General features: G+C 61.3%; 25 protein-coding genes. 12 read left to right on the forward strand and 13 right to left on the reverse strand.

The features are described from left to right. Window positions 1–2: 2 nt before the first annotated feature. Window positions 3–878: an alpha/beta hydrolase gene (locus ACQ4OE_RS16590; RefSeq protein WP_430947256.1), complete on the forward strand. Its 876-nt coding sequence runs from the start codon at window positions 3–5 to the stop codon at window positions 876–878. Here ACQ4OE_RS16590 and ACQ4OE_RS16595 read toward each other — a convergent pair. Together ACQ4OE_RS16595 and ACQ4OE_RS16600 are read right to left on the reverse strand one after the other, a co-directional pair. Beyond that, window positions 872–2,221 carry an MATE family efflux transporter gene (locus ACQ4OE_RS16595; protein ID WP_430947257.1) on the reverse strand — a complete coding sequence of 450 codons (1,350 nt, stop codon included), beginning with the start codon at window positions 2,219–2,221 and terminating at the stop codon, window positions 872–874. The two genes, ACQ4OE_RS16590 and ACQ4OE_RS16595, sit on opposite strands and share 7 nt — an antisense overlap. Window positions 2,222–2,273: 52 nt before the next feature. Then, window positions 2,274–2,567 (reverse strand): hypothetical protein, encoded by a 294-nt coding sequence (locus ACQ4OE_RS16600; protein WP_007914623.1) that lies wholly within the window; start codon window positions 2,565–2,567, stop codon window positions 2,274–2,276. Between the two features lie 159 nt (window positions 2,568–2,726). Here ACQ4OE_RS16600 and ACQ4OE_RS16605 point away from each other — a divergent pair, with 159 nt between their 5' ends. The 5 genes from ACQ4OE_RS16605 (at window position 2,727) to ACQ4OE_RS16625 (ending at window position 7,108) form a co-directional block, all read left to right on the forward strand. After that, on the forward strand, window positions 2,727–3,029 hold the full coding sequence (locus ACQ4OE_RS16605) for a MazG-like family protein (protein ID WP_135294881.1): 303 nt from the start codon (window positions 2,727–2,729) through the stop codon (window positions 3,027–3,029). Then, on the forward strand, window positions 3,029–3,778 hold the full coding sequence (locus tag ACQ4OE_RS16610) for a methyltransferase (RefSeq protein WP_430947258.1): 750 nt from the start codon (window positions 3,029–3,031) through the stop codon (window positions 3,776–3,778). The genes ACQ4OE_RS16605 and ACQ4OE_RS16610 overlap by 1 nt, the downstream gene beginning before the upstream one ends. Window positions 3,779–3,790: 12 nt before the next feature. After that, window positions 3,791–4,405, forward strand: a complete 615-nt coding sequence (locus ACQ4OE_RS16615; RefSeq protein ID WP_430947259.1) for a DUF4136 domain-containing protein — start codon at window positions 3,791–3,793, stop codon at window positions 4,403–4,405. 54 nt (window positions 4,406–4,459) lie between these two features. Continuing rightward, window positions 4,460–5,017 (forward strand): DUF4136 domain-containing protein, encoded by a 558-nt coding sequence (locus tag ACQ4OE_RS16620; RefSeq protein WP_430947260.1) that lies wholly within the window; start codon window positions 4,460–4,462, stop codon window positions 5,015–5,017. Window positions 5,018–5,110: 93 nt separating this feature from the next. Further along, window positions 5,111–7,108: a pilus assembly protein TadG-related protein gene (locus ACQ4OE_RS16625; protein WP_430947261.1), complete on the forward strand. Its 1,998-nt coding sequence runs from the start codon at window positions 5,111–5,113 to the stop codon at window positions 7,106–7,108. Here ACQ4OE_RS16625 and ACQ4OE_RS16630 read toward each other — a convergent pair. Both ACQ4OE_RS16630 and ACQ4OE_RS16635 read right to left on the reverse strand, forming a co-directional pair. Next, window positions 7,105–9,858 (reverse strand): PAS domain-containing protein, encoded by a 2,754-nt coding sequence (locus tag ACQ4OE_RS16630; RefSeq protein WP_430947262.1) that lies wholly within the window; start codon window positions 9,856–9,858, stop codon window positions 7,105–7,107. The genes ACQ4OE_RS16625 and ACQ4OE_RS16630 overlap by 4 nt on opposite strands. Continuing rightward, window positions 9,855–10,301 (reverse strand): TadE/TadG family type IV pilus assembly protein, encoded by a 447-nt coding sequence (locus ACQ4OE_RS16635; RefSeq protein ID WP_122593653.1) that lies wholly within the window; start codon window positions 10,299–10,301, stop codon window positions 9,855–9,857. The genes ACQ4OE_RS16630 and ACQ4OE_RS16635 overlap by 4 nt, the downstream gene beginning before the upstream one ends. 75 nt (window positions 10,302–10,376) lie before the next feature. Between ACQ4OE_RS16635 and ACQ4OE_RS16640 the strand changes: the two genes are divergently transcribed. The 3 genes from ACQ4OE_RS16640 (at window position 10,377) to ACQ4OE_RS16650 (ending at window position 12,903) form a co-directional block, all read left to right on the forward strand. Further along, window positions 10,377–10,847, forward strand: a complete 471-nt coding sequence (locus tag ACQ4OE_RS16640) for an A24 family peptidase (protein WP_430947263.1) — start codon at window positions 10,377–10,379, stop codon at window positions 10,845–10,847. A 117-nt stretch (window positions 10,848–10,964) separates the two neighbouring features. After that, entirely contained in the window at window positions 10,965–11,750 is a 786-nt protein-coding gene (locus ACQ4OE_RS16645; RefSeq protein WP_430947264.1) for a response regulator transcription factor, read from the forward strand. Between the two features lie 826 nt (window positions 11,751–12,576). Then, window positions 12,577–12,903, forward strand: coding sequence for a DUF6124 family protein (locus ACQ4OE_RS16650; protein WP_430947265.1), 327 nt, complete (start codon window positions 12,577–12,579; stop codon window positions 12,901–12,903). Between the two features lie 117 nt (window positions 12,904–13,020). Here the strand turns inward: ACQ4OE_RS16650 and ACQ4OE_RS16655 are convergent, their stop codons facing one another. The 8 genes from ACQ4OE_RS16655 to cpaB are packed head-to-tail and all read right to left on the reverse strand — an operon-like array spanning window position 13,021 to window position 20,474. Further along, a complete protein-coding gene (locus ACQ4OE_RS16655) occupies window positions 13,021–13,293 on the reverse strand; it encodes a DUF3613 domain-containing protein (RefSeq protein WP_122593647.1) in 273 nt (90 codons plus the stop codon). 10 nt (window positions 13,294–13,303) lie between these two features. Continuing rightward, the gene (locus ACQ4OE_RS16660) at window positions 13,304–14,026 is read right to left on the reverse strand and encodes a hypothetical protein (RefSeq protein WP_430947266.1); all 723 of its coding nucleotides are present in this window, start codon (window positions 14,024–14,026) and stop codon (window positions 13,304–13,306) included. 22 nt (window positions 14,027–14,048) lie between these two features. Continuing rightward, a complete protein-coding gene (locus ACQ4OE_RS16665; RefSeq protein WP_122593643.1) occupies window positions 14,049–14,933 on the reverse strand; it encodes a type II secretion system F family protein in 885 nt (294 codons plus the stop codon). 1 nt (window position 14,934) lies between these two features. Continuing rightward, entirely contained in the window at window positions 14,935–15,819 is an 885-nt protein-coding gene (locus tag ACQ4OE_RS16670) for a type II secretion system F family protein (RefSeq protein ID WP_430947267.1), read from the reverse strand. Between the two features lie 17 nt (window positions 15,820–15,836). Continuing rightward, window positions 15,837–17,105 (reverse strand): CpaF family protein, encoded by a 1,269-nt coding sequence (locus ACQ4OE_RS16675; protein WP_430947268.1) that lies wholly within the window; start codon window positions 17,103–17,105, stop codon window positions 15,837–15,839. Then, a complete protein-coding gene (locus ACQ4OE_RS16680) occupies window positions 17,102–18,292 on the reverse strand; it encodes a pilus assembly protein (RefSeq protein ID WP_122593639.1) in 1,191 nt (396 codons plus the stop codon). The genes ACQ4OE_RS16675 and ACQ4OE_RS16680 overlap by 4 nt, the downstream gene beginning before the upstream one ends. Continuing rightward, complete coding sequence (locus ACQ4OE_RS16685) at window positions 18,289–19,512, reverse strand: type II and III secretion system protein family protein (protein ID WP_430947269.1); 1,224 nt, start codon at window positions 19,510–19,512, stop codon at window positions 18,289–18,291. Before ACQ4OE_RS16685 ends, ACQ4OE_RS16680 begins: the two co-directional genes overlap by 4 nt. A 20-nt stretch (window positions 19,513–19,532) precedes the next feature. Next, a complete protein-coding gene (gene cpaB, locus ACQ4OE_RS16690) occupies window positions 19,533–20,474 on the reverse strand; it encodes a Flp pilus assembly protein CpaB (protein ID WP_430947270.1) in 942 nt (313 codons plus the stop codon). A 338-nt stretch (window positions 20,475–20,812) separates the two neighbouring features. Between cpaB and ACQ4OE_RS16695 the strand changes: the two genes are divergently transcribed. From ACQ4OE_RS16695 to ACQ4OE_RS16705, 3 genes are all read left to right on the forward strand, one after another. Beyond that, window positions 20,813–21,019, forward strand: coding sequence for a Flp family type IVb pilin (locus ACQ4OE_RS16695; protein ID WP_122594139.1), 207 nt, complete (start codon window positions 20,813–20,815; stop codon window positions 21,017–21,019). A 116-nt stretch (window positions 21,020–21,135) separates the two neighbouring features. Beyond that, entirely contained in the window at window positions 21,136–21,348 is a 213-nt protein-coding gene (locus tag ACQ4OE_RS16700) for a Flp family type IVb pilin (RefSeq protein WP_122593634.1), read from the forward strand. 63 nt (window positions 21,349–21,411) lie between these two features. Further along, the gene (locus tag ACQ4OE_RS16705; protein WP_122593632.1) at window positions 21,412–21,819 is read left to right on the forward strand and encodes a response regulator; all 408 of its coding nucleotides are present in this window, start codon (window positions 21,412–21,414) and stop codon (window positions 21,817–21,819) included. A 173-nt stretch (window positions 21,820–21,992) separates the two neighbouring features. Here ACQ4OE_RS16705 and ACQ4OE_RS16710 read toward each other — a convergent pair whose 3' ends face one another. Beyond that, complete coding sequence (locus tag ACQ4OE_RS16710) at window positions 21,993–23,663, reverse strand: ShlB/FhaC/HecB family hemolysin secretion/activation protein (protein WP_430947271.1); 1,671 nt, start codon at window positions 23,661–23,663, stop codon at window positions 21,993–21,995. Window positions 23,664–23,721: the final 58 nt, after the last annotated feature.

A 23,721-nucleotide genomic window follows, 5' to 3' on the forward strand; every position in this document is an offset into this window, starting at 1 on the left:
ATATGGCAAGGACACACCGACAATGGTTAGGCACGCTGATCAGCGCACTGGTGTTGCTGGCGCTTGGCGGTTGTTCGCCGGTGAAGTTGCTCAATGCCCTGACCCCGGAGGCGTCGTTTACCCGCACCGCAGGCATTGCCTATGGCGAAGATCCGCGGCAGAAACTCGATGTGTACGCGCCCCGACATCCGCTCGAAGACGCGCCGGTGGTGGTGTTCTTTTACGGGGGCAGCTGGAACAGCGGCGAGCGCGAGGATTACACCTTCGTCGGTGAGGCCTTGGCGTCGCAGGGAATCGTCGCGGTCATCGCCGATTATCGGCTGTATCCACAAGTGCGCTACCCGCTGTTCCTGGAGGATGGCGCACGGGCAGTGGCCTGGACCCGAGCGCACATTCGCCAGTATTCCGGCAATCCGCAGCGCTTGTACCTGATGGGTCACAGCTCGGGCGGCTACAACGCGGCGATGCTGGCGCTGGACCCGCAATGGCTTGCGGCAGTGGGGATGGCCCCCAAGGATCTCAGTGGCTGGATCGGTCTGGCCGGGCCTTACGATTTCCTGCCAATCGAAAACCCCGATGTGCGCCCGGTGTTCTTCTGGCCCGACTCACCGCCGCAATCGCAGCCGATCAATCACGTCAGCCGAGGCGCGCCGCCGGCCTTGTTAATTGCCGCGAGCAAAGATGAGTTGGTCAACCCGACCCGCAACACCGGCGGCCTGGCCAGCAAACTGCGCGCAGCCGGTGTGCCGGTGCAGGACCTTTACTACTCGCGGCCCAACCACATCACGTTGGTGGCGACGCTGTCGCGACCGTTGAGAAGTCTGGCACCGGTGCTCAAGCAAGTCGTCGGCTTCATCAAGCACACGCCCGGTCAGTGAGCGGCGCCGCTGAACCAGCCGTCGTTGCGTTTGAGCCACCAGGCCATCGCCCCGAGGGTCAGGCTGCGCAACACCATGAACAACAGAAAAGATATCCACAGACCGTGGTTGCCCAGCCCTTGCAGCGCCCAGGCAAACGGCAACAGTAGAACCACGGTCAGCAGCATGCCGTTGCGCATTTCCCGGGCGCGGGTGGCGCCGATGAACAGGCCGTCGAGTAGATAACTCCACACCGCAATCAAAGGCAGCACGGCGAGGTACGGCAGGTAAATGAACGCGGTCTCGCGCACGCTCTGGATATTGGTCTGCATCTCGATAAACAGATGCCCGCCGAGCAGAAACAGCGCGGCGAAACCCAGACTGGCGATCAACGACCAGCCACCGGCCACCACCAGAGAGCGGCGTAGCGCCAAGCGATCACGGGCGCCGATGGCATGGCCGCACAGGGCCTCAACCGCGTGGGCCAGACCGTCCAGTGCGTGGGCCGTGAGCAGCAAACCGTTGAGCAACAGCGCGTTGGCAGCGACGGTCGCGTCACCGAGGCGCGCGCCTTGTACGGTGATCATGAAAAACACCGATTGCAGGGCGAGGCTGCGAATGAAGATGTCGCGGTTGACCGCCAGCAACGGGCGCCAGCTCTGCCAGACTTTCAACGCGGCCCAGACGATGTGCCCCGGATAGGCGCGCAACGCTTTGCGCGTCAGCAGCAGACCGAGGAGGGCGCCGCTCCATTCGGCAATCACCGAGGCGCGGGCCGAACCGACCACGCCCCAATCCAGGCCCATGACGAACCACAGATTGAGGGCGATGTTGATCAGGTTGGTGGTCAGCAGAATCGCCAGTGGAGCGCGGGCGTTTTGCGTGCCGAGGAACCAGCCGACCAGTGCGTAACTGGCCAGCGCCGCCGGCAGACCGAACAGCCGCGTGTGGAAAAAATCGCGGGTGAGCTGATCGAGTTCCGCCGACGGTTGCATGAAGTGCAGCGCGATGCCGCTCAACGGCACTCCCAGCGTGCCCAGCAGCAGCGCCAGCCCCATCGCCAGCAACAGGCCCTGCAACAGAATCTGCCGCAACGCCGCACCGTCGCTGCGCCCGGCGGCTTGCGCGGCGAACCCAGTGGTGCCCATGCGCAGAAAGCCCATGGCCCAGGCGAGAAAGGTGTACAGGCTGGCGCCGACCGCCACCGCCCCCAATTGATGGGCGTGGGGCAAATGGCCGATGACAGTGCTGTCGACCAACGCCACCAGCGGCACGGAAATATTGGAAAGAATCATCGGTGCGGCGAGCGCCCAGACCTTGCGGTGAGTCGGGCGGTCGCGCCAGTCGGCAATCAGGTTGGACATGCGGGCTCCTTGGAGGAGCGGGGATTGTAGCGATTAACGCGACCCAATGTGGTCAGTGGATGATCCAGCTCAGCAACCACAACCCCAACAGCAACCAGATGATCCCGGCAATGATCGACGCATTCATGAACGCCCGAATCGCCGACCACAACAGCATCAAACCGACGATCAGCGCGATGATGCTGATGATCGAAGTGTCCATGCCCAGCGTCTTCGCCAAGCCGTCGACAAAGTTGCCGCCAGCATTGCTCAGAATGTTGAAAAGCCCACTGAGGCCATCGACGATAAAGCGGATGACCGACCCGAGCGCCTGGCCGAGCCATTCGAAAAAGCTTTCTACCTGCATGAGTTCATCCTGATGAAAGAGCTGAGCCTTGGGCCACAACGCGGGTGGCCGAGTTCCCTGCATGATAGTGGGTTTGCACCCATCCTGTGTGGGAGCGAGCCTGTGCCGCTTGCCTTCGGGCGTTATCCCCCCGAAGCTATACGCCTTCAGGAGAACCCGATGAACCTTGTTGAACTGACCGAACGCCTGCATGCCATTCGCGATCGCAATGACTGGCGGCAATTTCACAGCCCGAAAAATCTGGCCATGGCCGCCAGCGTCGAGATGTCCGAACTCGTGGAAATCTTCCAGTGGCTGACGGAAGACCAGTCGCGCCAGTTGCCCGCCGACAAACTCGCCCATGCCGGCCAGGAAGTCGGCGATATCGTCCTGTATCTGTTACTGCTGTGCAGCGAGTTGGGTTTGGACATGAATGAAGTGGTGCGCAGCAAACTCGCCGACAGCGAACGGCGGTTCAACTGATGAGCGACCGGCATTTCGATCAGTTGGCGACCCGTTTCGCCGAAAAAATCTACGGCGGCGCCAAAGGTGCGATTCGTCTTGCGGTGTTGCAGGCCGACCTCGCCGAAGCGCTGCCGGATCGCCCGTTGCGGGTGCTCGACATTGGCGGCGGGCTGGGCCACATGTCGCTGTGGCTGGCTGAGCGTGGCCATGAGGTGACGTTTACCGAACCGGCCGAACCGATGCTCGAAGGCGCGCGCCAGCGTTTCGCCGAGGCCGGGCAAACCGCAACGTTCATCCAGGCGCCGTGGCAGGAACTGCTCGGGCAACTCACCGAACCTTACGATCTGGTGATCTGCCACGCGGTGCTCGAATGGCTCGCCGAACCCCACGCGATCCTGCCGGTGCTGCACCAATTGACCAAACCCGGCGGCTGGCTTTCGCTGGCGTTCTACAACCGCGACGCGCTGATTTACCGCAATCTGCTTAAAGGCCATTTCAAGAAAATGCGCAAGAACGACATGGCCGGTGAAAAGCAGAGCCTGACCCCGCAACAGCCCCTCGATCCTCGGGAATTGGCAACGCAACTCGAAGGCTTGTGGCAGGTCGAAACCCAGAGTGGGATCCGGGTTTTTCACGACTACATGCCGGTGGAATTCCAGGCCCGCGCCGAACTCGTCGATTTGCTCGAGATGGAGCTCGCTCACCGTCGCCACCCAAGCTTCGCCGGGCTTGGGCGTTACTTGCACTGGATCTGTCGGCCGGTCTGATCGGAGCGCGAAATGAAAGCTCAATCCGGGTTATTGCTGATCTGTCTGGGGTTGGCCGCCTGCCAAGGCAGCAACCCTTATGTGGCGCAGTCGCGGCCCTTGCCGCCGGCACCGCCGCAAGCCGCCAACACTTTTGACCGCAGCGCCTACCCGGCGCCGCCTCGTGATTACGGACGCTACCGCAGTTGGGCCTGGCTCAACGGGCAACTGCCGCCGGGCACCGCGTGGGCCGACTCGGCGCAAGTCGCCGAAGCCGTGAGCAATGCGCTGGATCAGCGCGGCCTGCGCCCGTTGCACGACAATCGCCCGGCCGACCTGTTGGTCAGCGCGCATCTGAGCCTGCAAACCCGCTTGCGCCAGGTTCAGGACGATTACGGCTACTACGGCGGCGGCTACGGTGGCTATGATCGGTATGGCCGCGGTGTCGGCATGTATAACAGCGTGCCGGTGGTGCGTACGTATTCGGAGCAGGTCGTGGTGGTGCAGGTCGATCTGTTCGACGCTGGCACCGGCCAACCGGTGTGGAGTGCCAGCGCGGAAACCGGCGCCAAGGGCAATCAGATCGATGGCACGGATGCCATTCGGGAGACTGTGGAAAAGGCCATGTCGGCGTATCCTCCCAGTTAGCTTTCGGCAAATGCGAAGCTCCAGCAGGTTCATGTCTTCAACCGGAGAAAAACCATGTTCCGCCGTCTCGTTCTACTGGCCATGGTCGCACTGCTCAGTGCCTGTGCCGCCAACCAGGTCAATCATGACTTCGATGCCAGCCGCGACTTTGCCGCGTATCGCAGCTGGAGCTGGAAAGACCCCGCGCTGCAATATCGCCCCGATGATCCACGAATCAAAAGCGACCTGACCGAGCAACGCATTCGTCAGGCCGTCACCGATCAGCTCGACCAGCGTGGCTTGCGCCCGGCGGCTGCGGGGGCCAAAGGTGATTTGAGCGTACAGACTTACCTGATCGTCGAGGATCGTCAGCAACAAGTGACGACCAACTACGGCGGCGGTTGGGGCGGCCCATGGAACGGCTACTGGGGCGCGCCGATGTACAACGAAACGCGCAACATCACCTACAAGGTCGCGACCATCCAGATCGACCTGCTCGACGGCAAGGATGGCAAACTGGTGTGGCGCGGCAGCGATGAGCAAATGCTCAGCAGCAAACCGAATCCGGCGGATCGCAGTAACGCCGTGCGCGAAACGGTGAGCCGGATTCTGGCCAACTATCCACCGCGCTGAGTCTGTGCAGAAAAATGGGAGCCCATAGCTCCCATTTTTTTTGCGCGTCTACACTCAATGGCACCAATGGAGGTAACGGCAAAGGAGTGCGCCATGTCGCCTCGCTCGCATTTCAACGGCCCGGCCCGGCAACGTGGGGCGATCGGGTTGATGGCGGCCGCCACGCTGAGTCTGGCGCTGGTGATGATGCTGTTGGTGGTCGACACCGGCCGCTTGTACATGGAACAGCGCAAACTGCAGCGCATCGTCGACACCGCCGCCCTCGAAGCCGTCAGCCGTGGCGGCAATTGCCTGCCAGGTCTGACCGCCGCCAGTTACGCCGGGCAAAGCGCGGTTCGCAACGGCTACACGGTGGATGCCAGCAATACTCTCGCCACCACCTGCGGCACCTTGCTGACTGCGGCTTCCGGTATGCGCACGTTCAGCGTCGATGCCACGCAAGCGGCGGCGGTCAAAGTCGTCGCCAGCCGCGTCGTCACCACCAGTTTTGCCGGCGGCTTGCAGGCCTTGTTCACCGGCGCCACGGTTAGCCTAAACACCACGCTCAACGCCTCCGCCGTTGCCGCGAAACCGCAGCCGACCATCGCCCAACTGAATATTCGCAGCACGCTGGCGACCATTGATACCGCGCAGTCGAACATCCTCAATCCGTTGTTTTCCGGGCTGCTGGGTGGCAACGTCAATCTCACCGCAGTGGGCTGGAACGGTTTGCTCAACACCGACGTCAACCTGCTCAAATACCTCGATCAACTGGCGATCAACCTCAATGTCGCCGCCGGTAACTACACGCAACTGCTCAACACTCAGGCGACCGTTACGCAGCTGATTCAAGCGGCGGCGACCGTGGTGCAACTTAACGGCACGACGGCCGAAGTCATCACCGCGCTGGGTCAATTGCAGGTCGCGGCGATCAATGCCGCGCCGGTCAAACTGGGTGACATCCTGCAATTGCAGACCGGCACCACGGCCGCCGGGCTGGATGCCAACCTGCAACTGCTGCAATTGATTCAGGGCGTGGTGCAACTGGCCAACAGTAAAAGCGCGGTGGCCGCGACGCTGCCGATCAGCGTGCTGGGGCTGGCCAACGTCACGGTGCGGGTAAAGGTGATCGAGCCACCGCAGTTTTCTGCCATTGGCGATCCAGCGCGGGCCAAACTCAATCCACTGGGGGCTGATCAGATCTATGTGCGAACGGCGCAAATCCGCACGATGATTTCGCTGAATCTGCCGGTGCTCAGCGGCGTCACCGGGTTGACCAACGCCGTGTTGGGGCTGGTCGGCGCTTTGACCCCGACCCTCAACGCGCTGCTGAGTCTCAACCTGGTCGCGACCCTGAACTCCGTCGGCTGTCTGCTCGGGGCTGGATGCGAGCAACTCGATCCAAAGCTGTTGCCGTCCCCGCAAATCGATATCAGCCTGGATGCCGGCGGCGCGAAAAGTTATGTCACCGACTACAGCTGCCCGACCGGCAACACCGGCACCAAAAGCCTGACCGCGCACACCATCACCTCCATCGCCGATCTCAAACTTGGCAAGATCGACCCGACCAATGCGTTCTCCTCGGCAGCCGAACCGACCGTCAATCCACTTGCCCTCGTCGACCTGGGCACGGTGACTTGTCACAAGATACTCGGTCTCGGAACCTGTGATCCGGCGACCCATGTGCAGTTTGGCGCCGGCGGTATCGGCATCATGCTCGACACCAGCGTCGCGCAAAACTCGCAGGATCTGCTGTTCTCCAGCAGCACGCCGTTCGCCACTCCCGCCAACCTGAAACTGCCGCCGAGCGTGCTGCCGGCAGTGCCGACCAACAATATTGTCGGCAGCCTCGGCAACACTTTGGCGGGGATCAACCTGATCGTTTACAAGCCGCTGGGCAGCAACCCATTGGGCGCGATCATCACTGGCGTCGGTTCATTGATCAGCGATGTCACCAACCGCTTGTTGCCGGTGATTACCGGGGCGCTCAGTCCGTTGCTCGATCCGCTACTGAACAATCTGCTCAAGGGGCTGGGCATCAACCTGATGGACGTCGACGTCGGTGCGAACATGACGTGTGGCCAGACCGGCAAGGCCTATCTGGTCATCTAAACGTCCTCGCTGATCGGCAATTCGATGCAGAACCGCGCACCTTCCGCGGAGTTGCGCACGCTCAAGTGGCCGCCCATGTTGTCGATGATCCCGTAGCTCACCGACAACCCCAGCCCGGTGCCGACGCCAATCGGTTTGGTGGTGAAAAACGGTTCGAAAATCCGCTCCAGCAAGCGCGGGTCAATGCCGCCGCCATTGTCCTCCACCCACAGCCTCACGTTCTGTTCATCGCGTTCGGCGTAAATCGAAATCCACGGTTTGAACGAAGAATCTTTCTCGCGCTTGCCCAGCAACGCGTCTCGCGCGTTGACCATCAGGTTGATCAACACCTGTTCAAGCTGATCGACATACCCGCGCACGTGCACCGCGAACGCGGTCTCGTTGATGCGCAGATCCACGCCTTTGCCACGCATGCCTTCGGCCAGCAGCGACAGCGTGCCTTCGATGGCGGAGGCGGGGTTGAACAATTGCTGCTCGATCTCCGAACGTCGGCCGAACACGCGCATGTGATCGACCACTTTCGCGGCGCGCTGGACTTGCGCGTCGATGCGGTTGAGTTTGTCGGTCAGGTAATCGATCTGCACATCGCCGTTGCCCAGACGCTTGAGCACGTTGACGATGGCCATGCGCATCACGTTCAGTGGCTGATTGATTTCATGGGCGAGGCCGGTGGCCATCTCGCCGAGGGTGGCCATTTTTGCACTTTGCGTGAGTTGCTGTTGCGAGCGGCGCACTTCGGTGTTGTCGCGGCCCACCGCTTGCACCTCGATCAAGTGGCCGTGTTCGTCGAACACACCGCGGTCCGACCACACCCACCAAGCGTGCTCACGTCCCGGCAGTTGCAGGCTGATTTCCGCGGTGCTCACCGGTTGCTCCGGGGTCAGCGCCGTGAGGCGCTGGACGAACGCCGCCCGTTGTTCGTCGGACATCCAACTGCCCAGATCGACGCCCGGCAGTTGCTCGGGAGTGCATTCCAGATACGTCGCCAGCGGCTGATTGCCGAAGGTCAGAATCAGGTCCGGACGGTAGCGGCAGATCATTGCCGGCGAGTCCTCCACCAGAATCCGATAGCGCTCTTCACTCTTTTTCACCTGCTCGGCAGCCAGGGTCGCCTCGGTGACGTCCAGCCACAAACCGACGGCTTCCACCGGCAGGCCGAGGTCATTGCGCAGCAGTTTGGCTTCATCGAGCAGCCAGTGATAAGCGCCCTGACGGTCACGCATGCGGTAGCGGGCGCGCACTGTGCCTTCACGCAGCAGTTGGCGCGTGCGTTGAAAATACAGGTCGCGGTCTTCGGGGTGGATCATCGCGATCAGCGCGCCGTCGCCGCAGTCGGCCAGACTCCAGCCGAGTAACGGTTGCAGGCTGGCGCTGAAAAACGCCGGGACCAGCGCCCCCTCGCTGTACTGCTGGACATAGATCACCGCCGGCGAACTGGCGATCAGATTGTCCAATCGCGCATGGGCGGCGGCCGCCCGTTGTTGCTGGTTCTGGATGTCGCTGATGTCGAGCATGAACCCGATCAGCCGCCGCTGTTCACCGCTGCCGGTCACTTGGCCCTGCACGCGATACCAGACGGGCGCTTGAGAGCCATCGCCGCTGTACAGGCGCACGCTGAGGGTCAGTGCTTCGCCGTGCTGCTGCAACGCGTGTAAACGGCTACGCAACTCGTCGCGGTCGGCGGGATGAATGCGCGCCAGCCAGTCTTCGAGCGACAGCCTTGAAGTGTCCAGGTGCAGGTCGGTGGCGAGCGCCGGCGCCAGTTGGATGCGCTCCTCGCCGGTGAGGATCTCCCACCAACCGGTGGCCAACAGGGCTTGCAACGCTTCGCTGCGCTCCAGTTGCAGATGATGCTGCTGTTCGCGCAGACGCCCCAGCAGCGGCCCGGCGAGTGCGCTGAGCAACAGCATCCAGTCGCGATCAGTTAGACAAGGCGCGGCATCGTCAGGCGCATAGAACGCGCAGAGCAGCCAGGCCACCACACCCCGCTCGTCGCTGTAGGGCACGGCGAAACCCTCGGCATGGCCGAACAGGCTCTGCACCCGCGAATGTTCATTGAGGCCGTGCTGCGCGCCGAAGCGTTGCGGCGCGCTGCCGTTCAGACTGTCCAGCGGCGTGCCCAGACGCTGGCCGTCCTGCCAGAGCGTCGGCGCGTCGTGGGCGCTGAACTGGCGGTGGATCTGCCAGCCCTGACCTTCGTCATCGAGCAAGGCCAGCGCGACACAGGGGATGTGCCAGCGCTGGGCGATCACCTGCAATTGTTCGCTGACGACCACCGGCAGGCGCAGCAGGCTACAGGCGCGCAACTGCTCGCTGATTTGCCCGGCAATCGCCTGGCAGGCCTCGCGCTGGCGGGCCTGTTGGCGTTCGAGCAGCAGGTCGGCGACATCGATCAGTTGCAGCAGCCAGCCATCGCCCTGCGCTTGGACCCAGCCGCGCAGATGCAGGGTCTGTTCGCCGAGCCCGGGAAAGTCGAGATCCAGCAGCAACCCTTGCCATTCCCGTGGCAGGCCTTCGATGACCAGAGTGCTGTGGGGCAGCAAGTAATCACGCAGCGGCAAGGGCTGCTCGTGGGATATTTGCCGCGCCAGCAAGTGCCGCAACGGGCCGGCTATTTGCACCACGTGGCCGTCGTCGTTGAGCAACAGGTGCAGGCCGGTCAGCGGCGAGCCGAGCAGATCGGGCAGCGCGTGGGTGACGGTCGGCGCGCGTTTGAGCAGGCGCCCGAAGAGGTTATCCCCCACCGTCAAAATTGCAGACTCGATCGGGCGGTCAGGTTGGTCGGCAGGCTGGGCACGGTGCCAATCCCCGGCAGCACGAGAAACGGCATGACCTGATTGAGCTTGCTGACCGGGTAGGTCACGCTGACAGTCAGCGTGCCGGTGGTGGTGTCATAGGCGGCATTGGTGTCGACACCGATCACCAGATTGAAGGCCGAGGGGACCCAGGACAATTGCTGAGTCAGCGTGGCGTTTGCCGTGTTCACTAGCACGGTCGGATAATTCGCCGTGGTCGGATCCACCGCCACGCTGCGTCGCACCGCTTCGGACGTGGCCTGATTGAACGATTGCATCATCACGAACGGCAGGCTGTAGCTGACCAAGCCGTAAAACACTGCAAAAAAGATCACGAACACCAAGGCGAACTCGATCGCCACCGCGCCTTTTTGCGACTTGCGAAAGCCGGTTTTCATGCGTGCGTCTACCCTGACAGTCACTGCGTAGTCTCAGCATAGAATCATTCAGCCAAAACGGACGGTTTTTACCGGATGCAGCTTTCTCTTCTTCTGATCTGGCTGGCGCTTTGCGCGGTGCAGGATGCCCGGCAACGACGCATTTCCAATTTGTTGACCTTGGGTGCGGCCGGGTTTGCGCTGGTCTGGTTGCTGTGGACGGGCAGCACTTGGCTCGGTGCCGATGCCGGGCAGGGCGGCTGGGCGTGCCTGATCGCGGTGGCACTGACGTTGCCCGGTTATTTCATGGGTCGCATGGGCGCCGGCGATGTGAAATTAATGACAGCCATTGGCCTTGCGACGAACGGTGTGTTCGTTCTCGGCGCGTTTATCGGCGCCGGCGTGGCCAGCCTGCTGTGGCTGCTGCTAGCGCCAAGAGTCTGGCTTCATATAGGTCAAGGGCTTAGAGAGTCGTTGCGTCATCTGGCGCCGCATGCGTCAAAAAAGCTGCCATTTGCACCGTTCGTGCTGATCGGTGTCTTGATGTCGCTGCATTGGATCCATTAGTCGCCTGTGCCACTAGTCCTATGTACATAGTCGGAAAGTGCGTCTACTTTCAAATGAGGTGATTAGGCCGCCAAAGTGCAGGAATCGTCAGCTTTGGCCCGAGCAATGGAGTGTTTCGTGAACAAGCTTACGTCTGCGGTTAAAGTCCTCGTGGTCGATGATCAGCCGTTGATTGTCGAAGAGCTGTGCGAGTTTCTAGAGAGCAGCGGCTACCGTTGCGTGCCGTGTGAGTCTAGTCAGCAAGCGATCGAACGTTTCAACGAAGACCCGGAGATCGGCCTTGTGTTGAGCGATCTGCACATGCCGGACATGGATGGCATTCAGTTGATTCAGGCGTTGCAGAAACTGGCCGGCAAGCACCGTGCGTTTGAGGCGATCATGCTCACGGGGCGCGCTGACAAGCAGGACGTGATCAAGGCGTTGCGCGCGGGGATTGCCGATTATTATCAGAAGCCGATTGATCTGGATGAGTTGCTCGAAGGTGTGCAGCGTCAGGAGCTTGCGCTGCAGGAGCGGCACAAGAATCTGCAACTGGGGCATTTGAATCAGAAGTTGCAGTATTTGTCTGAGTCGATTGATGACCTTTACCAGGATCTGGACAAGGTGCGGCGCAGTCCGGCTTCTGTCGCGCGTGATGTTGCGGGTGGAGAATCCGAGGCTGAGGCGCAGGAGATGCCGGCGATTTTCAATCAGTTGTCGCCACGGCAGCTGGATGTGGCGCGGTTGGTGGGCAAGGGGCAGACCAATTATCAGATTGCTTGTGAGTTGGGGATTACCGAGAACACGGTGAAGCTTTATGTGTCGCAGGTGTTGCGGTTGACGCATATGCATAATCGGACGCAGTTGGCTCTGGCTTTGTCGCCGAGTGCTTCGGCTTCGCGGCAGAGGGTTACTGCTCATTGACTTGGCGGCCTTTGGGCCGACCAGGTTTTTGGGGGTTGTGTGTATATCCGTTTTTTGGTGATGGCGGATTACGGTTCCGCCCTTACGGCGGGTCACTTTTTCCAGACGCCCGGAATGCCGGCCCAGAAAAAAGTAACCAAAAAGGCTTGCTCCTACGTTCGGCCCGCTCGCTGGGGCTCGGGGTTCCTTCGTTCCGGGATCGATCCGGGCGCATCGCCTACGGTTTGCTTCGCTGCACCTCCTCTCGATGTGTTCGACTTCGTCGAACGGTCGCTGCGCTCCCACGCCCGGATCAATCCCTCCACTCAGCCTTCCGACGTCGCCCGTGGATCAAGATCAAAAGCGGTACTCGAGCTTGCGCTCATTGTTGAGTGGTGCGGCTGCGCCGCGTGCTTCGCACATGGGTCAAAAACTTTGGGGTGAGGCCTCAGGCTGGACTCAATTCAAACTGTGGGAGCGAGCCTGCTCGCGAAGGCGTCCGCGCTGTCGGCAAAGTTCTTCAATATGTTTAACAGCACTCGAATCCGCCGGAACCTTCCCACAAGGTTTTCAGGTTGTCCGTCGGACGTCGGCTCTCTAGTCTCTGGCTGTCGCTGAACCCTCAGTGATCGGGTGTGAGAACTCGGCAATTTATGGTCATCCAGTCTTTGTGCACGCATAATCGCGCCAGCTTTCCGCTGTCTGCAATGCGTCATGGCGGCTGTGTGCGGGCAGGCTTCGGTCTGGCCGGGTGTCCATAACCGGTATTCTCACCCCGCATGCAGCTGCCACCTTTTGCCCCGTGAGAATGGCAGTGGGTGACCGCAAAGACTTTGGAGTGTTTTCAATGGACAAACTAATCCCCGACCCACCCCTCGAAGACCTGCCCACCGACCGTGACGCCATCAACCGCGCACTCGATTTCTACCTCGACCCCAAGCCCGCCAAACCCCGTCAACCCAGCACGATGTTCCTCGTCCATCCCGGTGTCGATACCGAAAGTCTGTTGGCCCACGCCTGTGAATCCCTGGCATCCGCCAGCGCGATGGCGAGTAATTTCGCCAACGAGTTGAATGGTTTGCAACGCAGCACGGCGTTGGCCATTCAGCAGATTGTGATGCTGGCCGAGTTGGCGGTGAATCGGGCGCTGGATCGGGTTGATCCGCAGACTTGAAACCGCATCATCGTTCTTCGCGAGCAGGCTCGCTCCCACAATTGAACGCTTTTCAGGACGCGGTCGAATGTGGGAGCGAGCTTGCTCGCGAAGGCGGCCGGGGAGCCCGCATGACTCTCAATTCTTTGTCTCGATCTTCCCGCCCGCATCCGGGTCGTAAAAATCCGGAATCTCATACTGATACTTCTTCAACCAGCGTTGCATCGCCAGTTCACGCTCGGTGGCGGTGGCCGGTTGGGGGTTTTTCGAGGCGGCCTGGTTGCGGCTTTGCAGGAGCAGCCAGCCTTCGGTTTCCTGTTGTTGCGCTGAGGCCGGGCCGGCGTCGATGGCGGCGGCGCTGAGAGGCAGGGTGAGCAGGGTCAGGTAGCACAGGCCTTTGACGGGGTTCATGGCTGTCTCCTTATTTGATGGCGGACGGTTGCGGGTCGGCCACCGCTGCCACTTGGTTGCCGGTCGAGGGTTTGCTCGGCGCCGGGGCTTTGAGTTTTTCCGCGCGTTCCTGGGCTTCGGTGAATTGCTCGGGCGTGAGTTTCGCCTGGCTGACGATGGCGGCGGCTTGCGGCCAGTTGTTCTGGTAGAGCAGCAAGGTGACCATGTTCAGCGCGGCCAGTTGATTGTTCTGCTTGAGTTCGAGGGCGGTGAGGAATTCGAAGCTGGCATCGTTCAGGCGCAGTTGGTTGAGGTAGACCACGCCGAGGTCGTTGCGGATTTTTTCGTCGGTGGGCGCCAGGCGGGCGGCGCGTCGCAGATGGGCCTGGGCCTGGCCGTTGTCGCCGCGGGCGGCGTAGAGTTGGCCGAGGCCGTGTTCGGCTTCGGCGCTCAAGCAGCCGCCGAGCAGGCTGCGGTAGAGCGGTTCGGCTTCGTTGCGCCCGAGCAGACGATAGACCTTGGCTTTGCGCAGGCGCACTTCGCTGAGGTTGTCCGGCAGGCTTTGCAGGTTGGCGAGGCTGGCGTGCAGTTTGCCGTCGTTGGCCAGATCATCCGCCAGGTTCAGCGCCAGTTCCTGCTCCGAGCTCAACTTGCTGCAACTGCTCGGCGACATCAAACTTGTCCACGGTGCCTGGCCATCGGTGGCGCAACCGCCGAGCAGTAACAGACTCGCCATGACTATCAGTACTTTCATCAAACGCTCTCCATGAGCCAGATCAGGCTGCAAATGCTCGGGTTATTGCGGTGAATCCCGGGCCGGCCAAAACGATCAGCAACGCCGGAAACAGAAACAGCATCATCACCACCGACATCTTCGCCGACATTTTCGAGATGTATTCCTGCAAGCGGGTCAGGCGGCGGTCATCCAGCAATTGCTTGAGCGCCAGCAGCGATTTCATCGCGCCGCCGCCCTGTTGAATCAGTTGCTGGAGGATCACGCAGGTGTCGGTGAATTCATCCACGGCGAGCATCACCGCGGCTTTGTTCAATTCCTGGCCAAGTTCCAGACCGGAGTCGACACGGGTCAGGATCAGGCGCAGTTCGCTGGTCAGTTCCGGCAGCAGTTTTTGCGCTTCGGTGCTGAGCACGCGCAGGGCTTGTTCCACTGCCATGCCAGATTCGAAGAGGATGCGCAGCAGCGGAATGAACGTGGAGATTTCCGCCGAGATGATTGTCTGCCGGCGTCCGGCGGCGTAGGCGAGCAAGCGTTTGGGCAACAGGTAACCGCCACCGGCGGCGAGCATCGGCACGATCCAGCGATTGGCCGCCTGGGGGAAAAACACTTCTTGCAGAAAGATCGCCAATCCCAGGGTCAGCAGTGGCGTGCCGATCTGGCAGGCGGCATACAGCGAACGTTCGCTGGCGCGGCGCCAGCCGAGACGGTTGAGCAAGATCTGGGTTTCGCTGTCCATGCTCACCGAGCGCTGGCCGAACCGGCTGCTGCCGAGTGCGCGCAACCAGTTGCCGAAGCGGTTTTCGCGCACCAGATGCCCCTGCAGGCGCTGATTGACCTGGCGCACGCGGCGGCGTTCGGTGAGCAAGTGATTGACCACCAGCAGCAATGCACCGAGCAGCAACATGAGGGCGGCGAGATAGACCATGTCAGACGCTCCGCAACATGCGCCACAGCGCCAGGCTACCCGCCACCTGCAGCGCGGCGGCGATGATCAACATGGTCTGGCCGCCGGAGTCGTTCCACATGCCGAGCATGTAGCCGGGATTGGTCAGCATGAAGTAACTCACCAGAATCACCGGCAGCGAGCCGAGCACCCAGGCAGTCATCCGTGTTTCCCCGGTCAGGGCGCGCAGTTGCCGCGCGCCCTGGTCGCGTTCGCGGATCAGTTTGATCAGGTTCTCCAGCAACTCGCTGGCATTGCCGCCGTAGCGGTGGTTGACCTTGAGGCCGAGGGCGAACATGCGCAGTTCGTCCTGTTCGTACAGTTCGGCAAAGTCACTGACGGCGTCCGGTAGGTTCACCCCCAGTTGCACGTTGCGCTGCACCCGGCCCATGGCCTTTTTCAGTGGATCTTCACTGGCTTCGATACCGCCCAGCACCGCATCACTCAAGGTGCGCCCGGATTTGAGACTGCGCACGGTGTGATCGAGCAATTGTGGCAACTGTTCGATCATGCGTCGGGTCCGCCGCCGGTAGAGAAAGGCGATGTACACGCGCAAAAACAGCGGCGGTACGACCAGCATGATCAGCAGGCCGATCCAGTCTGCCGCCAGATAACCGACCCCCACCGCCAGCGCCCACAGGCTCATCCACAATCCGAAGCGCTCGGTGGGTCGACCCAGCCCTGCACGCAGGAACATCCGCTCCAGTCCCACCCACAGCGGTTTTTCCACGGTCAGTTGCGGTTGCCCGGCAGCGAGCCGATTGAGCACTTTTTCCGTCGCGGTCTGGCGCATGCCTTGGAGGAACAGGCGGATCGACAGCCCGAGCAAGATCAGGCAAGTGGTGATGAGGATGATCGCTCCCAGCATGCTCGCGCTCCTTGCCGTCAACCGAGATGGGCGTCATGGCGCAGCTTTTCGCCGGCCGGATTGATCGCTTCGCGCAGGAAGCCGAAACCGCTGCGACGGTCGAGGCGAAACAGGGTGTTGGTGACATAGACGTCTTCGCGGATGCCGACCACTTCCACCACCTCACTGACGCAGCGACGGCCGTCGGGCATGCGCGTCAACTGGATGATCACGTCGAGGGCGGCGCAGATCATCTGGCGCAGGGTGCGTTCGGCGATGGAGCGCCCGGTCAGACCGACCAGCGTCTCCAAGCGCAACAAGGCATCCTGCGCATTGTTGGCGTGCACGGTGCTCATCGAACCGTCGTGGCCGGTGTTCATCGCCGTCAGCACATCAACCACTTCGACGCCGCGAATCTCGCCGAGGATGATGCGGTCGGGGCGCATGCGCAGGGCGTTGCGGATCAGGTCGCTGGCCTTCACTTCGCCGTGGCCTTCGGCGTTCGGCGGACGGGTTTCCAGGCGCACCACGTGCGGGTGGCCGAGCTGCAATTCGGCAACGTCTTCGATGGTCACCAGCCGTTCGTGCGGGTTGATCAACTGGCTGAGAATGTTCAGCAACGTGGTTTTGCCGGTGCCGGTGCCGCCGCTGATAAGAATGTTGCAACGCTTGCCTACCGCCTCCTGAAGGAATTCGAAGATCGACAAGTCGATGGTCTGCATGGCCATCAGATCACTGCTTTTGAGCATGTCCTTGCGGAATTTTCGAATCGACAGGCACGGGCCGTCGAGGGCGATCGGCGGGATGATGGCGTTGACCCGGCTGCCATCGGGCAGGCGTGCGTCGACCATTGGCGAGGACTCATCGAGCCTGCGCCCAAGCGGCGCAAGGATGCGTTGCATGACCCGTTCGACGTGATGCGCATCGATGAAGCGCAGGTCACTTTGATGCAGTACGCCGTCGCGTTCGATGAACACCCGATGCGGGCCGTTGACCAGAATTTCCGTCACCGACTGATCCCGCAGCAACACTTCCAGCGGACCGAAACCGGTGAGTTCGTCGACGATCTCTTCGGCCAGCCGCTCCATCTCGTAGCGGGAAATTGCCAAATGCAACCGGGCGATGTATTCGGCGACTTTGTCCGTGACGAATTGCGCCAGTTGCTGGCGTGAACCTTCCAGCAGGTTTTTCCCCGACTCTTCGATGGCGTCGATGATGTAGCGGTGCAATACCAGTTTCAGGCCATCGTGATCGGTGTTGCCGACGCCGCCGCGTTGCGGCGCGCCGAAGAGTTTTTCTGCGCTCATGAGCTGCCTCGCAAGCGGTCGAACCAGGTGACTTTCGGTTTGGCCAGGCCTTCGGAGCGTTTGGCCAGGCGTTCGCCGAGGGTACGCAGGCTCTGGGTGAGTTTTTCCCGCGGGGCCAGTTCGAACAGGCTGACGCCTTGGTTCTTGGCGTTCAGGCGCAGTTCCGGAGCGAGGGCGAGGACGGCGATGACTTCCAGATTGAAAGTCTTGCCGAGGGTTTCCGAGTTCGGCGCAACGGCGCTCAGGTAACGATCGACCAACAGGCGACCGTGGTCGAGTTTCATGCCTTTTTCCCGCCACAGATTAAGGATCGCCAGATTGCGCCGGCAGTTGAGGACGTTCTGATCGGTGTACCACAGCAATTTGTCGCAATGGCTGACGAACGTGCGCAAGGCTTCGCTGTCGGCCTGGCCGGTGAGGTTTACGACGATGTGCTGGAAGTGTTGGCGCAAGGCGCTGAGCAACATGTACAGCTCGGCGGCGCTGGTGGTTTCCAGCGGTTCGTCACTGCTCGCGTAGGCGAGAATCCGCAAGCCGTGTTCGGCGCTGGTGAAGGCACTGTCGATCAGCGTCGCGTCGAGCCGGCGCAAGTGGCGCAGGGCATCGCCGAAGTGAAACGAGCTCTCCAGCCCCAACAGCGCCAGACTGTCACCGCGCGGCAAACCGAGATCGAGCAGCAGCGTCTGCTGACCGCTCTTTTGCACCACCATCGCCATGTGGTTGGCGAGCAGCGCGCCGTCGGAGCTGCTTTGCACACCGTACATGACGGTAAGGCCGCCCAATTGCGTGTTCGGCGTCACCGCCGGCAGGCGTTTGCTCAGGCGTCGCACCAGCCCGGCGACTTCGCTGGAGCGCGAGCCATAGGCGACGAAATCCCGTGCCCCGGCGCGCATGGCATTGAGCACAAGTTGATTGTCCATGCCGTCGCCGAGGGCGACGATCGCCAGCATTGGCTTGGCTTCCAGCGCGCCTTCGATCAACGCACTCTGGGCGACCACGTGTTCGCGGTCGAGGCCGACGAACACCAGATTGGCGAATGTCACGTCGACCAGCGCGAGCAATTCATCGAGGCTGCCGCCACCGGCGCTGACCACTTGGCCGAGGGGCGCGAGGGCGCTTTGCAGCCATTCCAGATCGGTACTGTTGCGGGTGATGGCGAGGAAGGTCTGGCTCAGGCTCTGGCTCATTGGGATAGTCCGCTGCGCTTGTCGAAGTTGCCGTTTTCGAGGAAGAACATGCGGTAGAAATTCGGATCGTAGTTGCGCAGTTTTTCCCCCGGCAGCGACGGCAGTTGCGCATCCGCCGCCAAGGGCTGAACCAAGTGCGGAGTGACGATCATCAGCAGTTCGCGCTCTTCGCGCTTGATCTGCGAATCACGGAAAAAAGCACCCAGCACTGGAATGTCACCCAGCCCCGGAAACTTGTTCACCTGCGAGCTGTTGCTGGTGCTGATCAAACCGCTGATGACAAAACTTTCGCCATCGGCCAGCGACACACTGGTGTCGGTGCGCCGCACGGTGAGGGCCGGCACCGGCGTGCCGCCAATGGAAATCCCGTTGGCGTAATCCAGTTCGCTGACCTCCGGCGCAACTTTGAGCATCACCCGATTGCGGTCGATCACGGTCGGGGTCAACGTCAGGCGGATACCGAATTCCTTGTATTCGATGGTCACCGTGTCGCTGCCGGAGCTGGGCACCGGGATCGGAATTTCGCCACCGGCCAGAAAGCTTGCACTCTGTCCGCTCAACGCCACCAGGCTTGGCCGCGCCAGCGTATAAGCGAAACCGCTGCCCTCCAGCGCGTTGATGATCGCCATGGTCTTGCCGCCGATCCAGGAGAAATTGAACAGGCCGTTGTTTACCGGCAAGCGTGCTTGCGGCACGCCATCGATGGTCGGCAGGGTACCGGGTGAACCGAACAGGAAGTTGCCGCGCACACCGATCAGCGAGGCCGTGGCTTCCTTGAGTTTGGTGCGGCTGACTTCGACGAAACGAATGTCGGTCTGCACTTGTGACGGCAGGGTCGGATCATCGGAAGGCAACGTACTCCCGCTGGTGAGCGCCGCCGTGGCGGCGCCGTGGACGAACACCATGCTTTGGCGCGGCTGGCTCGAGCAGTCGGTCCAGATCATCAAACTGGTGGCACCGGGGGCGATGCCGGTGAGCAGCAACGATGAGCTGCCGTTGGCGTGCACGTCGGCGATTTTCGGATCGCCGATGGCCAGGCGTGTGATCGCCACTGGGGACGGCATGTCCTGTTGAAAACCTTGATCGATTTCGATCACCGAAGGCATCGGGCCGAGCGCCGAACATTTGCCGCTGGCCGCCCACGCAGCGTTGGTCGACAGTCCCAGCACAAACAAGGCTCGCAGCATTGGTTTCAAGGTCGGTCGGAGGCGACTCTGCATGCACGTGGATCCTTGCGCAATCATGGGGTTTGTTGGGTGATCTGGTTGCCGCGAATGATTTCCACCGCCGGCCGGGCAGTGCCGCCGGTGCTGGCGGTGGACGGCGTTTTCGGTGCAGCGCCCAACGCCAGTTGCGTAAACTGGAAGAGCTGGCTGTTGGCGTTGTCGAGGTGGGCGGGTGCTCGCGGTTCGCCGGCCCAGTATTTGGCCAGGCGTTGTTCTTCGCTGCTGCGCACGGCCAGGCGCAACGTGCCGACCTGCGTGGCGAGCATCATCCGGCTGAGCAGTTGTTCCGGCACCGCGAGCACGACCGTGCGTGCTGCGATGCGGCGTTGGTCCTGTTTGATTTTTTCATCGGCGCTCAGGGCCGGTGAGGCGGGTTGGCCGTCGTTGGTCAGGCCGTATTGATCGCCGACACCGAGCACGCGCATGGCCGGCACGACAATTTGTGCCGATTGCTGCAGGTTGCTGGCGTCCTGCCGCAGGTACAGCAAAACGTCGACATAGTCGCCGGGAATCAACTGCCCGGCGGCGCCGATCACTTCGTCGACGGCCACAGTCAGGGCACGCTCGTCGCTGTGAATCATGCGTGCCAATGAGCCGCCGGCCTGGAAGCTTTCATCGTTGAGCCAGGTGCCGGCGCTCAGGTGCCGCCAGGGTGTGCGCCCCACGGCCTGGTCGATATTGCTGAGGCTGCCGGCCGGTGCGCTGCGCAGTTTTTCCACCGCAACATCGGCAGCGGTCAGGGGGGTGAAGGGGGGCACGTCGTGCACCAGCACGACCACCGGTTGACGGGTCTGGTCTTCGGCAATGGCGACGGTTTTTTCAACGGTGACCGCCGGCGCGGCAGGCGCCTCGGCAACGGGGGCCGGTTGACGACTGAGCACCAGTCCCCAGTAACCGACGAAAATGGCGCCGAGCAACAGCACCGCTGCAAGGCCAATGGTGACGCGACTGTTCATGACGGCTCTCCCTTTCCTGCTGCACTACCCACCGCACTTAACTACGAGAGAAGTCCCATCCGGCAGCTATGAACATGCAACTATTTCGCTATTTCAACGCTAGCTGATCCAAGCCGAAACGCCATTACTGACAGGAAAATAACCCACTAAAGTATGAGTCTTGGCCAATTAGCAGTAGGAAATGGCCGAGACACGATGGGATTAATCCTTTGTGATTAATGCGTTCTTACAGTTGTTGGGAGAGGCTTTGTTGACAATGCTCAAATGGCACGGTGGAACCTTGCCGCTGTAGCGTGACAGCAGCGCCATAGGCGCGAAGGAGTGGACGTATGTTTCGTATGACTCTCGACTATCTGGTAGCCAGAGCCCGGACTTTTATCAACAGTGAAGAGGGCGCCTCGGCGATCGAATACGCAATTGTGGTAGCCATGGTCGCGGTGGTCGTTGTGGTGTTTGTGACACCTGTCGGCAACAAAGTCCTCGCCATTTTCAACTCGGTCCTGACGTCGCTTGGCGGAACGGCGCAAACCCGACCCACGCCTTGATCGCACCTGCTCTCCTGACAATGTCTGCGCGCGGATCACCGCATTCGCGACCAGGCATTGTCGAGGCATCTTTATGACCTGTGTCTGGCCCGACGCCGACACGCAGGAGAACGTCCATGGTCTTTGATTATCTGCTGACGCGCGTACGGGCATTCCTGGCGAGCGATGAAGGGGCTTCGGCAATCGAATACGCCATTGTGGTGGCGATGGTTGCTGTGGTGGTTGTGGTGTTCGTGACGCCGGTGGGTGCGCGAGTGCTGGCGATTTTCAACAGTATTCTGGTGTCCCTTGGCGGGGCCGCGCAGACGGCTCCGGTGCAAACGCCGTAATCGCGGCGCGTGGTCAATGACAGGCTACACTCGGTTTCACTTTCAGTTTTTCAGGGATTGCCCATGACTGCTTCTTCGCTGCCCCGCCAACAGTTGCTTCTGGTTGACGATGAAGAGGACGCGTTGCTGGAGTTGGCGGAGTTGCTGGAAGGTGAGGGGTTTGTCTGTCATACCGCGACGTCGGTGAAGCTGGCGTTGCATCACCTGACTCGCCATCCGGATATTGCGCTGGTGATTACCGATCTGCGCATGCCGGAGGAGTCGGGCATGTCGTTGATCAAGCGGTTGCGTGAGCACACTTCGCGTCAGCATTTGCCGGTGATTGTGACGTCTGGCCATGCGGATATGGAAGATGTCAGCGATATGCTGCGATTGCAGGTGCTGGATCTGTTTCGCAAGCCGATTTATCACGTCAGGTTGTTGGAAACTTTGGATAACTTGTTTCCCAAGCCGAAGGTTTCTGTTGGGTGAATATCCGTTCTGTGCTTCGCACATGAGTCAAAACGGTCGGGCCTGGTTTGCTGAATGGTTGTAGCTGGCTGCTAACGATGGCGGCCTGCGAGCCGCGCACGCAATCCAACTGTGGGAGCGAGCTCGCTCGCGAATGCGGTATTTTCAGCCACCGCATTGCTATCCCACTCTCCTCACAATTGATAACTGAAACTGATGCTATACCGCGCCCGGCGATTGAACGTGTCGAGCGCTTCATCCGACATCGCCTTCGCCGCTTCCAGCGCAATGTTGTAGTACTTGGCATCGCCAAAGCGCAGGCCGATCGCGGCTGATGACAGGTTGTTGGCCTGGACCGGCAATTCGTTGAACCAGCTGCGCGAACGGTCCAGCACAAAGTACGGTTGCAGGATGCGCACCCAATTGCCGTCGCGGTTGAAGCTATAGTTGACCTCGTACGCCACCCCCCAGCCCTTGTCGCCCGACGCCTGATCATCCGGGTAACCACGGCCGAAGTTCTGCCCGCCGAACACCGCGCGTTCACTGTCGGGCAAGGTGTCGTCGCTCCAGTACAGCGCTGCCGACAGTACGCCTTGCCAGTTGTCGAGAAACTTGTTGCTCTGCACCCCGGACAGGCGTACGCGGAAGAAGTCGAGGTCGATGGCGCTGTTGTTGGTTTTCGCACCCATGCCGTCGACGCCCTGGTACACGCCGCCACTCAAAATCCGCAGTTGCCGCGCATCGGCTTTGCGCCAGTCGCTTTCGAAAGCGAGGGCGCGGATGTCGGTGCGTTCTTCGACGCTCAGCGGGTAGCCGACGACCTTGTAGCGGGTCTTGTCGTTGACGGCGTACAGCCGCGAGCCGGCGGTGAGCAGTTCGTTGGAAGCGGCAATCAGCGGCAGGTTGAAACCGATCGAATAGCGGTCGTTCTCGCGATGCGGTTTGAGTTCCAGGCCGTTGTCGAGCAGGAGGCTGGTGCTCGGGTCGGCGCGGTAGCGCGAAGCGGAGAGGGCCAGTTGTGCGCCCTCGGCATTGAGGAACTGGTTGTAGTCCAGTCGGTAGTAATGCTCTTTGTCGTCGCCCGGTGGGAACAGGCCGCTAAGGGTCAGCTGCTCGCCCATCGAGGTCTGCGAATTGCTGCTGACGCCGAGCAGGGCCTGGGTGCCGTTGCGGTTGTCTTCGGTGGTGCTCAGGCTGCTGGTGAACGCTTTGCGGCTGGCTTCGGCGACCAGGGTGGTCGCGCCGTCGGTGGTGCCCGGCGGCGGCACTTGCGCCTGAATCGTTACCCCGGGAATTCGGCTCATCAGCGTCGTGTAGCGTTCGAAGGTCTTGCGGGTCAGTGGGCGTTCAGCCTGGATCTTCGCGGCCAGCTCATCGATCAGGCCTTTGACCCGACCGATGTCGCCCTGCATTTGCACGTCACGCACGTAACCTTCCACCAGCACCACCCGCGCCACGCCGTCGTCGAAATTCTGTTGCGGCAGGAACGCGTAGGACAGCAAGTAGCCGTCCTGCTGATAGCGACGGGTGATGTTGCGTGTGGCTTCGATCAGATCGGCGAGGCTGGTTTGCCGACCGATCAGGGCTTTGTAATTCTCGGCGAGTTCAGTCAGCGGGTAGATCGTGCCGCCTTCGATCTGCACGGTTTTCAGATTGACCTTGGTGGTCATCATCAACGGCTGCGCAGCGGTCGCCCCGGCCTCCGGTACTTGCACCGGCGCGGCGCTCGGGCGATAGGCATCGGCCGGCAGGTTGGGCACGGGCAGGTTGCGGATGGTTTCGTTGCTGTTGAGAAAGCTGGGCAGGGTGTCGGCGAGGGCAGCGGAACTGAGGCTGAGGAACAGCAGGGACGCCATAACGCGCATAGGACACTCCATGGTCAGGTCACAGCTTGAGGCTGTTTTTTCCTAAGAAAAAAGCGGA

Origin of the sequence: Pseudomonas sp. WC2 (genome assembly GCF_050586545.1) — a bacterium.
In the GTDB taxonomy this organism is placed as follows: Bacteria; Pseudomonadota; Gammaproteobacteria; order Pseudomonadales; family Pseudomonadaceae; genus Aquipseudomonas.

Excerpts from the sequence above, each read along its gene's own strand:
- ACQ4OE_RS16600 (WP_007914623.1), bottom strand. The coding sequence starts at position 2,567 with ATGCAGGTAGAAAGCTTTTTCGAATGGCTCGGCCAGGCGCTCGGGTCG.
- ACQ4OE_RS16610 (WP_430947258.1), top strand. The coding sequence starts at position 3,029 with ATGAGCGACCGGCATTTCGATCAGTTGGCGACCCGTTTCGCCGAAAAA.
- ACQ4OE_RS16665 (WP_122593643.1), bottom strand. The coding sequence starts at position 14,933 with ATGGTCTATCTCGCCGCCCTCATGTTGCTGCTCGGTGCATTGCTGCTG.
- ACQ4OE_RS16590 (WP_430947256.1), top strand. The coding sequence starts at position 3 with ATGGCAAGGACACACCGACAATGGTTAGGCACGCTGATCAGCGCACTG.
- cpaB (WP_430947270.1), bottom strand. The coding sequence starts at position 20,474 with ATGAACAGTCGCGTCACCATTGGCCTTGCAGCGGTGCTGTTGCTCGGC.
- ACQ4OE_RS16705 (WP_122593632.1), top strand. The coding sequence starts at position 21,412 with ATGACTGCTTCTTCGCTGCCCCGCCAACAGTTGCTTCTGGTTGACGAT.
- ACQ4OE_RS16650 (WP_430947265.1), top strand. The coding sequence starts at position 12,577 with ATGGACAAACTAATCCCCGACCCACCCCTCGAAGACCTGCCCACCGAC.
- ACQ4OE_RS16700 (WP_122593634.1), top strand. The coding sequence starts at position 21,136 with ATGGTCTTTGATTATCTGCTGACGCGCGTACGGGCATTCCTGGCGAGC.
- ACQ4OE_RS16660 (WP_430947266.1), bottom strand. The coding sequence starts at position 14,026 with ATGAAAGTACTGATAGTCATGGCGAGTCTGTTACTGCTCGGCGGTTGC.
- ACQ4OE_RS16640 (WP_430947263.1), top strand. The coding sequence starts at position 10,377 with ATGCAGCTTTCTCTTCTTCTGATCTGGCTGGCGCTTTGCGCGGTGCAG.
- ACQ4OE_RS16635 (WP_122593653.1), bottom strand. The coding sequence starts at position 10,301 with ATGAAAACCGGCTTTCGCAAGTCGCAAAAAGGCGCGGTGGCGATCGAG.
- ACQ4OE_RS16685 (WP_430947269.1), bottom strand. The coding sequence starts at position 19,512 with ATGCAGAGTCGCCTCCGACCGACCTTGAAACCAATGCTGCGAGCCTTG.
- ACQ4OE_RS16695 (WP_122594139.1), top strand. The coding sequence starts at position 20,813 with ATGACTCTCGACTATCTGGTAGCCAGAGCCCGGACTTTTATCAACAGT.
- ACQ4OE_RS16625 (WP_430947261.1), top strand. The coding sequence starts at position 5,111 with ATGTCGCCTCGCTCGCATTTCAACGGCCCGGCCCGGCAACGTGGGGCG.
- ACQ4OE_RS16675 (WP_430947268.1), bottom strand. The coding sequence starts at position 17,105 with ATGAGCGCAGAAAAACTCTTCGGCGCGCCGCAACGCGGCGGCGTCGGC.
- ACQ4OE_RS16680 (WP_122593639.1), bottom strand. The coding sequence starts at position 18,292 with ATGAGCCAGAGCCTGAGCCAGACCTTCCTCGCCATCACCCGCAACAGT.
- ACQ4OE_RS16620 (WP_430947260.1), top strand. The coding sequence starts at position 4,460 with ATGTTCCGCCGTCTCGTTCTACTGGCCATGGTCGCACTGCTCAGTGCC.
- ACQ4OE_RS16670 (WP_430947267.1), bottom strand. The coding sequence starts at position 15,819 with ATGCTGGGAGCGATCATCCTCATCACCACTTGCCTGATCTTGCTCGGG.
- ACQ4OE_RS16605 (WP_135294881.1), top strand. The coding sequence starts at position 2,727 with ATGAACCTTGTTGAACTGACCGAACGCCTGCATGCCATTCGCGATCGC.
- ACQ4OE_RS16710 (WP_430947271.1), bottom strand. The coding sequence starts at position 23,663 with ATGCGCGTTATGGCGTCCCTGCTGTTCCTCAGCCTCAGTTCCGCTGCC.
- ACQ4OE_RS16655 (WP_122593647.1), bottom strand. The coding sequence starts at position 13,293 with ATGAACCCCGTCAAAGGCCTGTGCTACCTGACCCTGCTCACCCTGCCT.
- ACQ4OE_RS16595 (WP_430947257.1), bottom strand. The coding sequence starts at position 2,221 with ATGTCCAACCTGATTGCCGACTGGCGCGACCGCCCGACTCACCGCAAG.
- ACQ4OE_RS16615 (WP_430947259.1), top strand. The coding sequence starts at position 3,791 with ATGAAAGCTCAATCCGGGTTATTGCTGATCTGTCTGGGGTTGGCCGCC.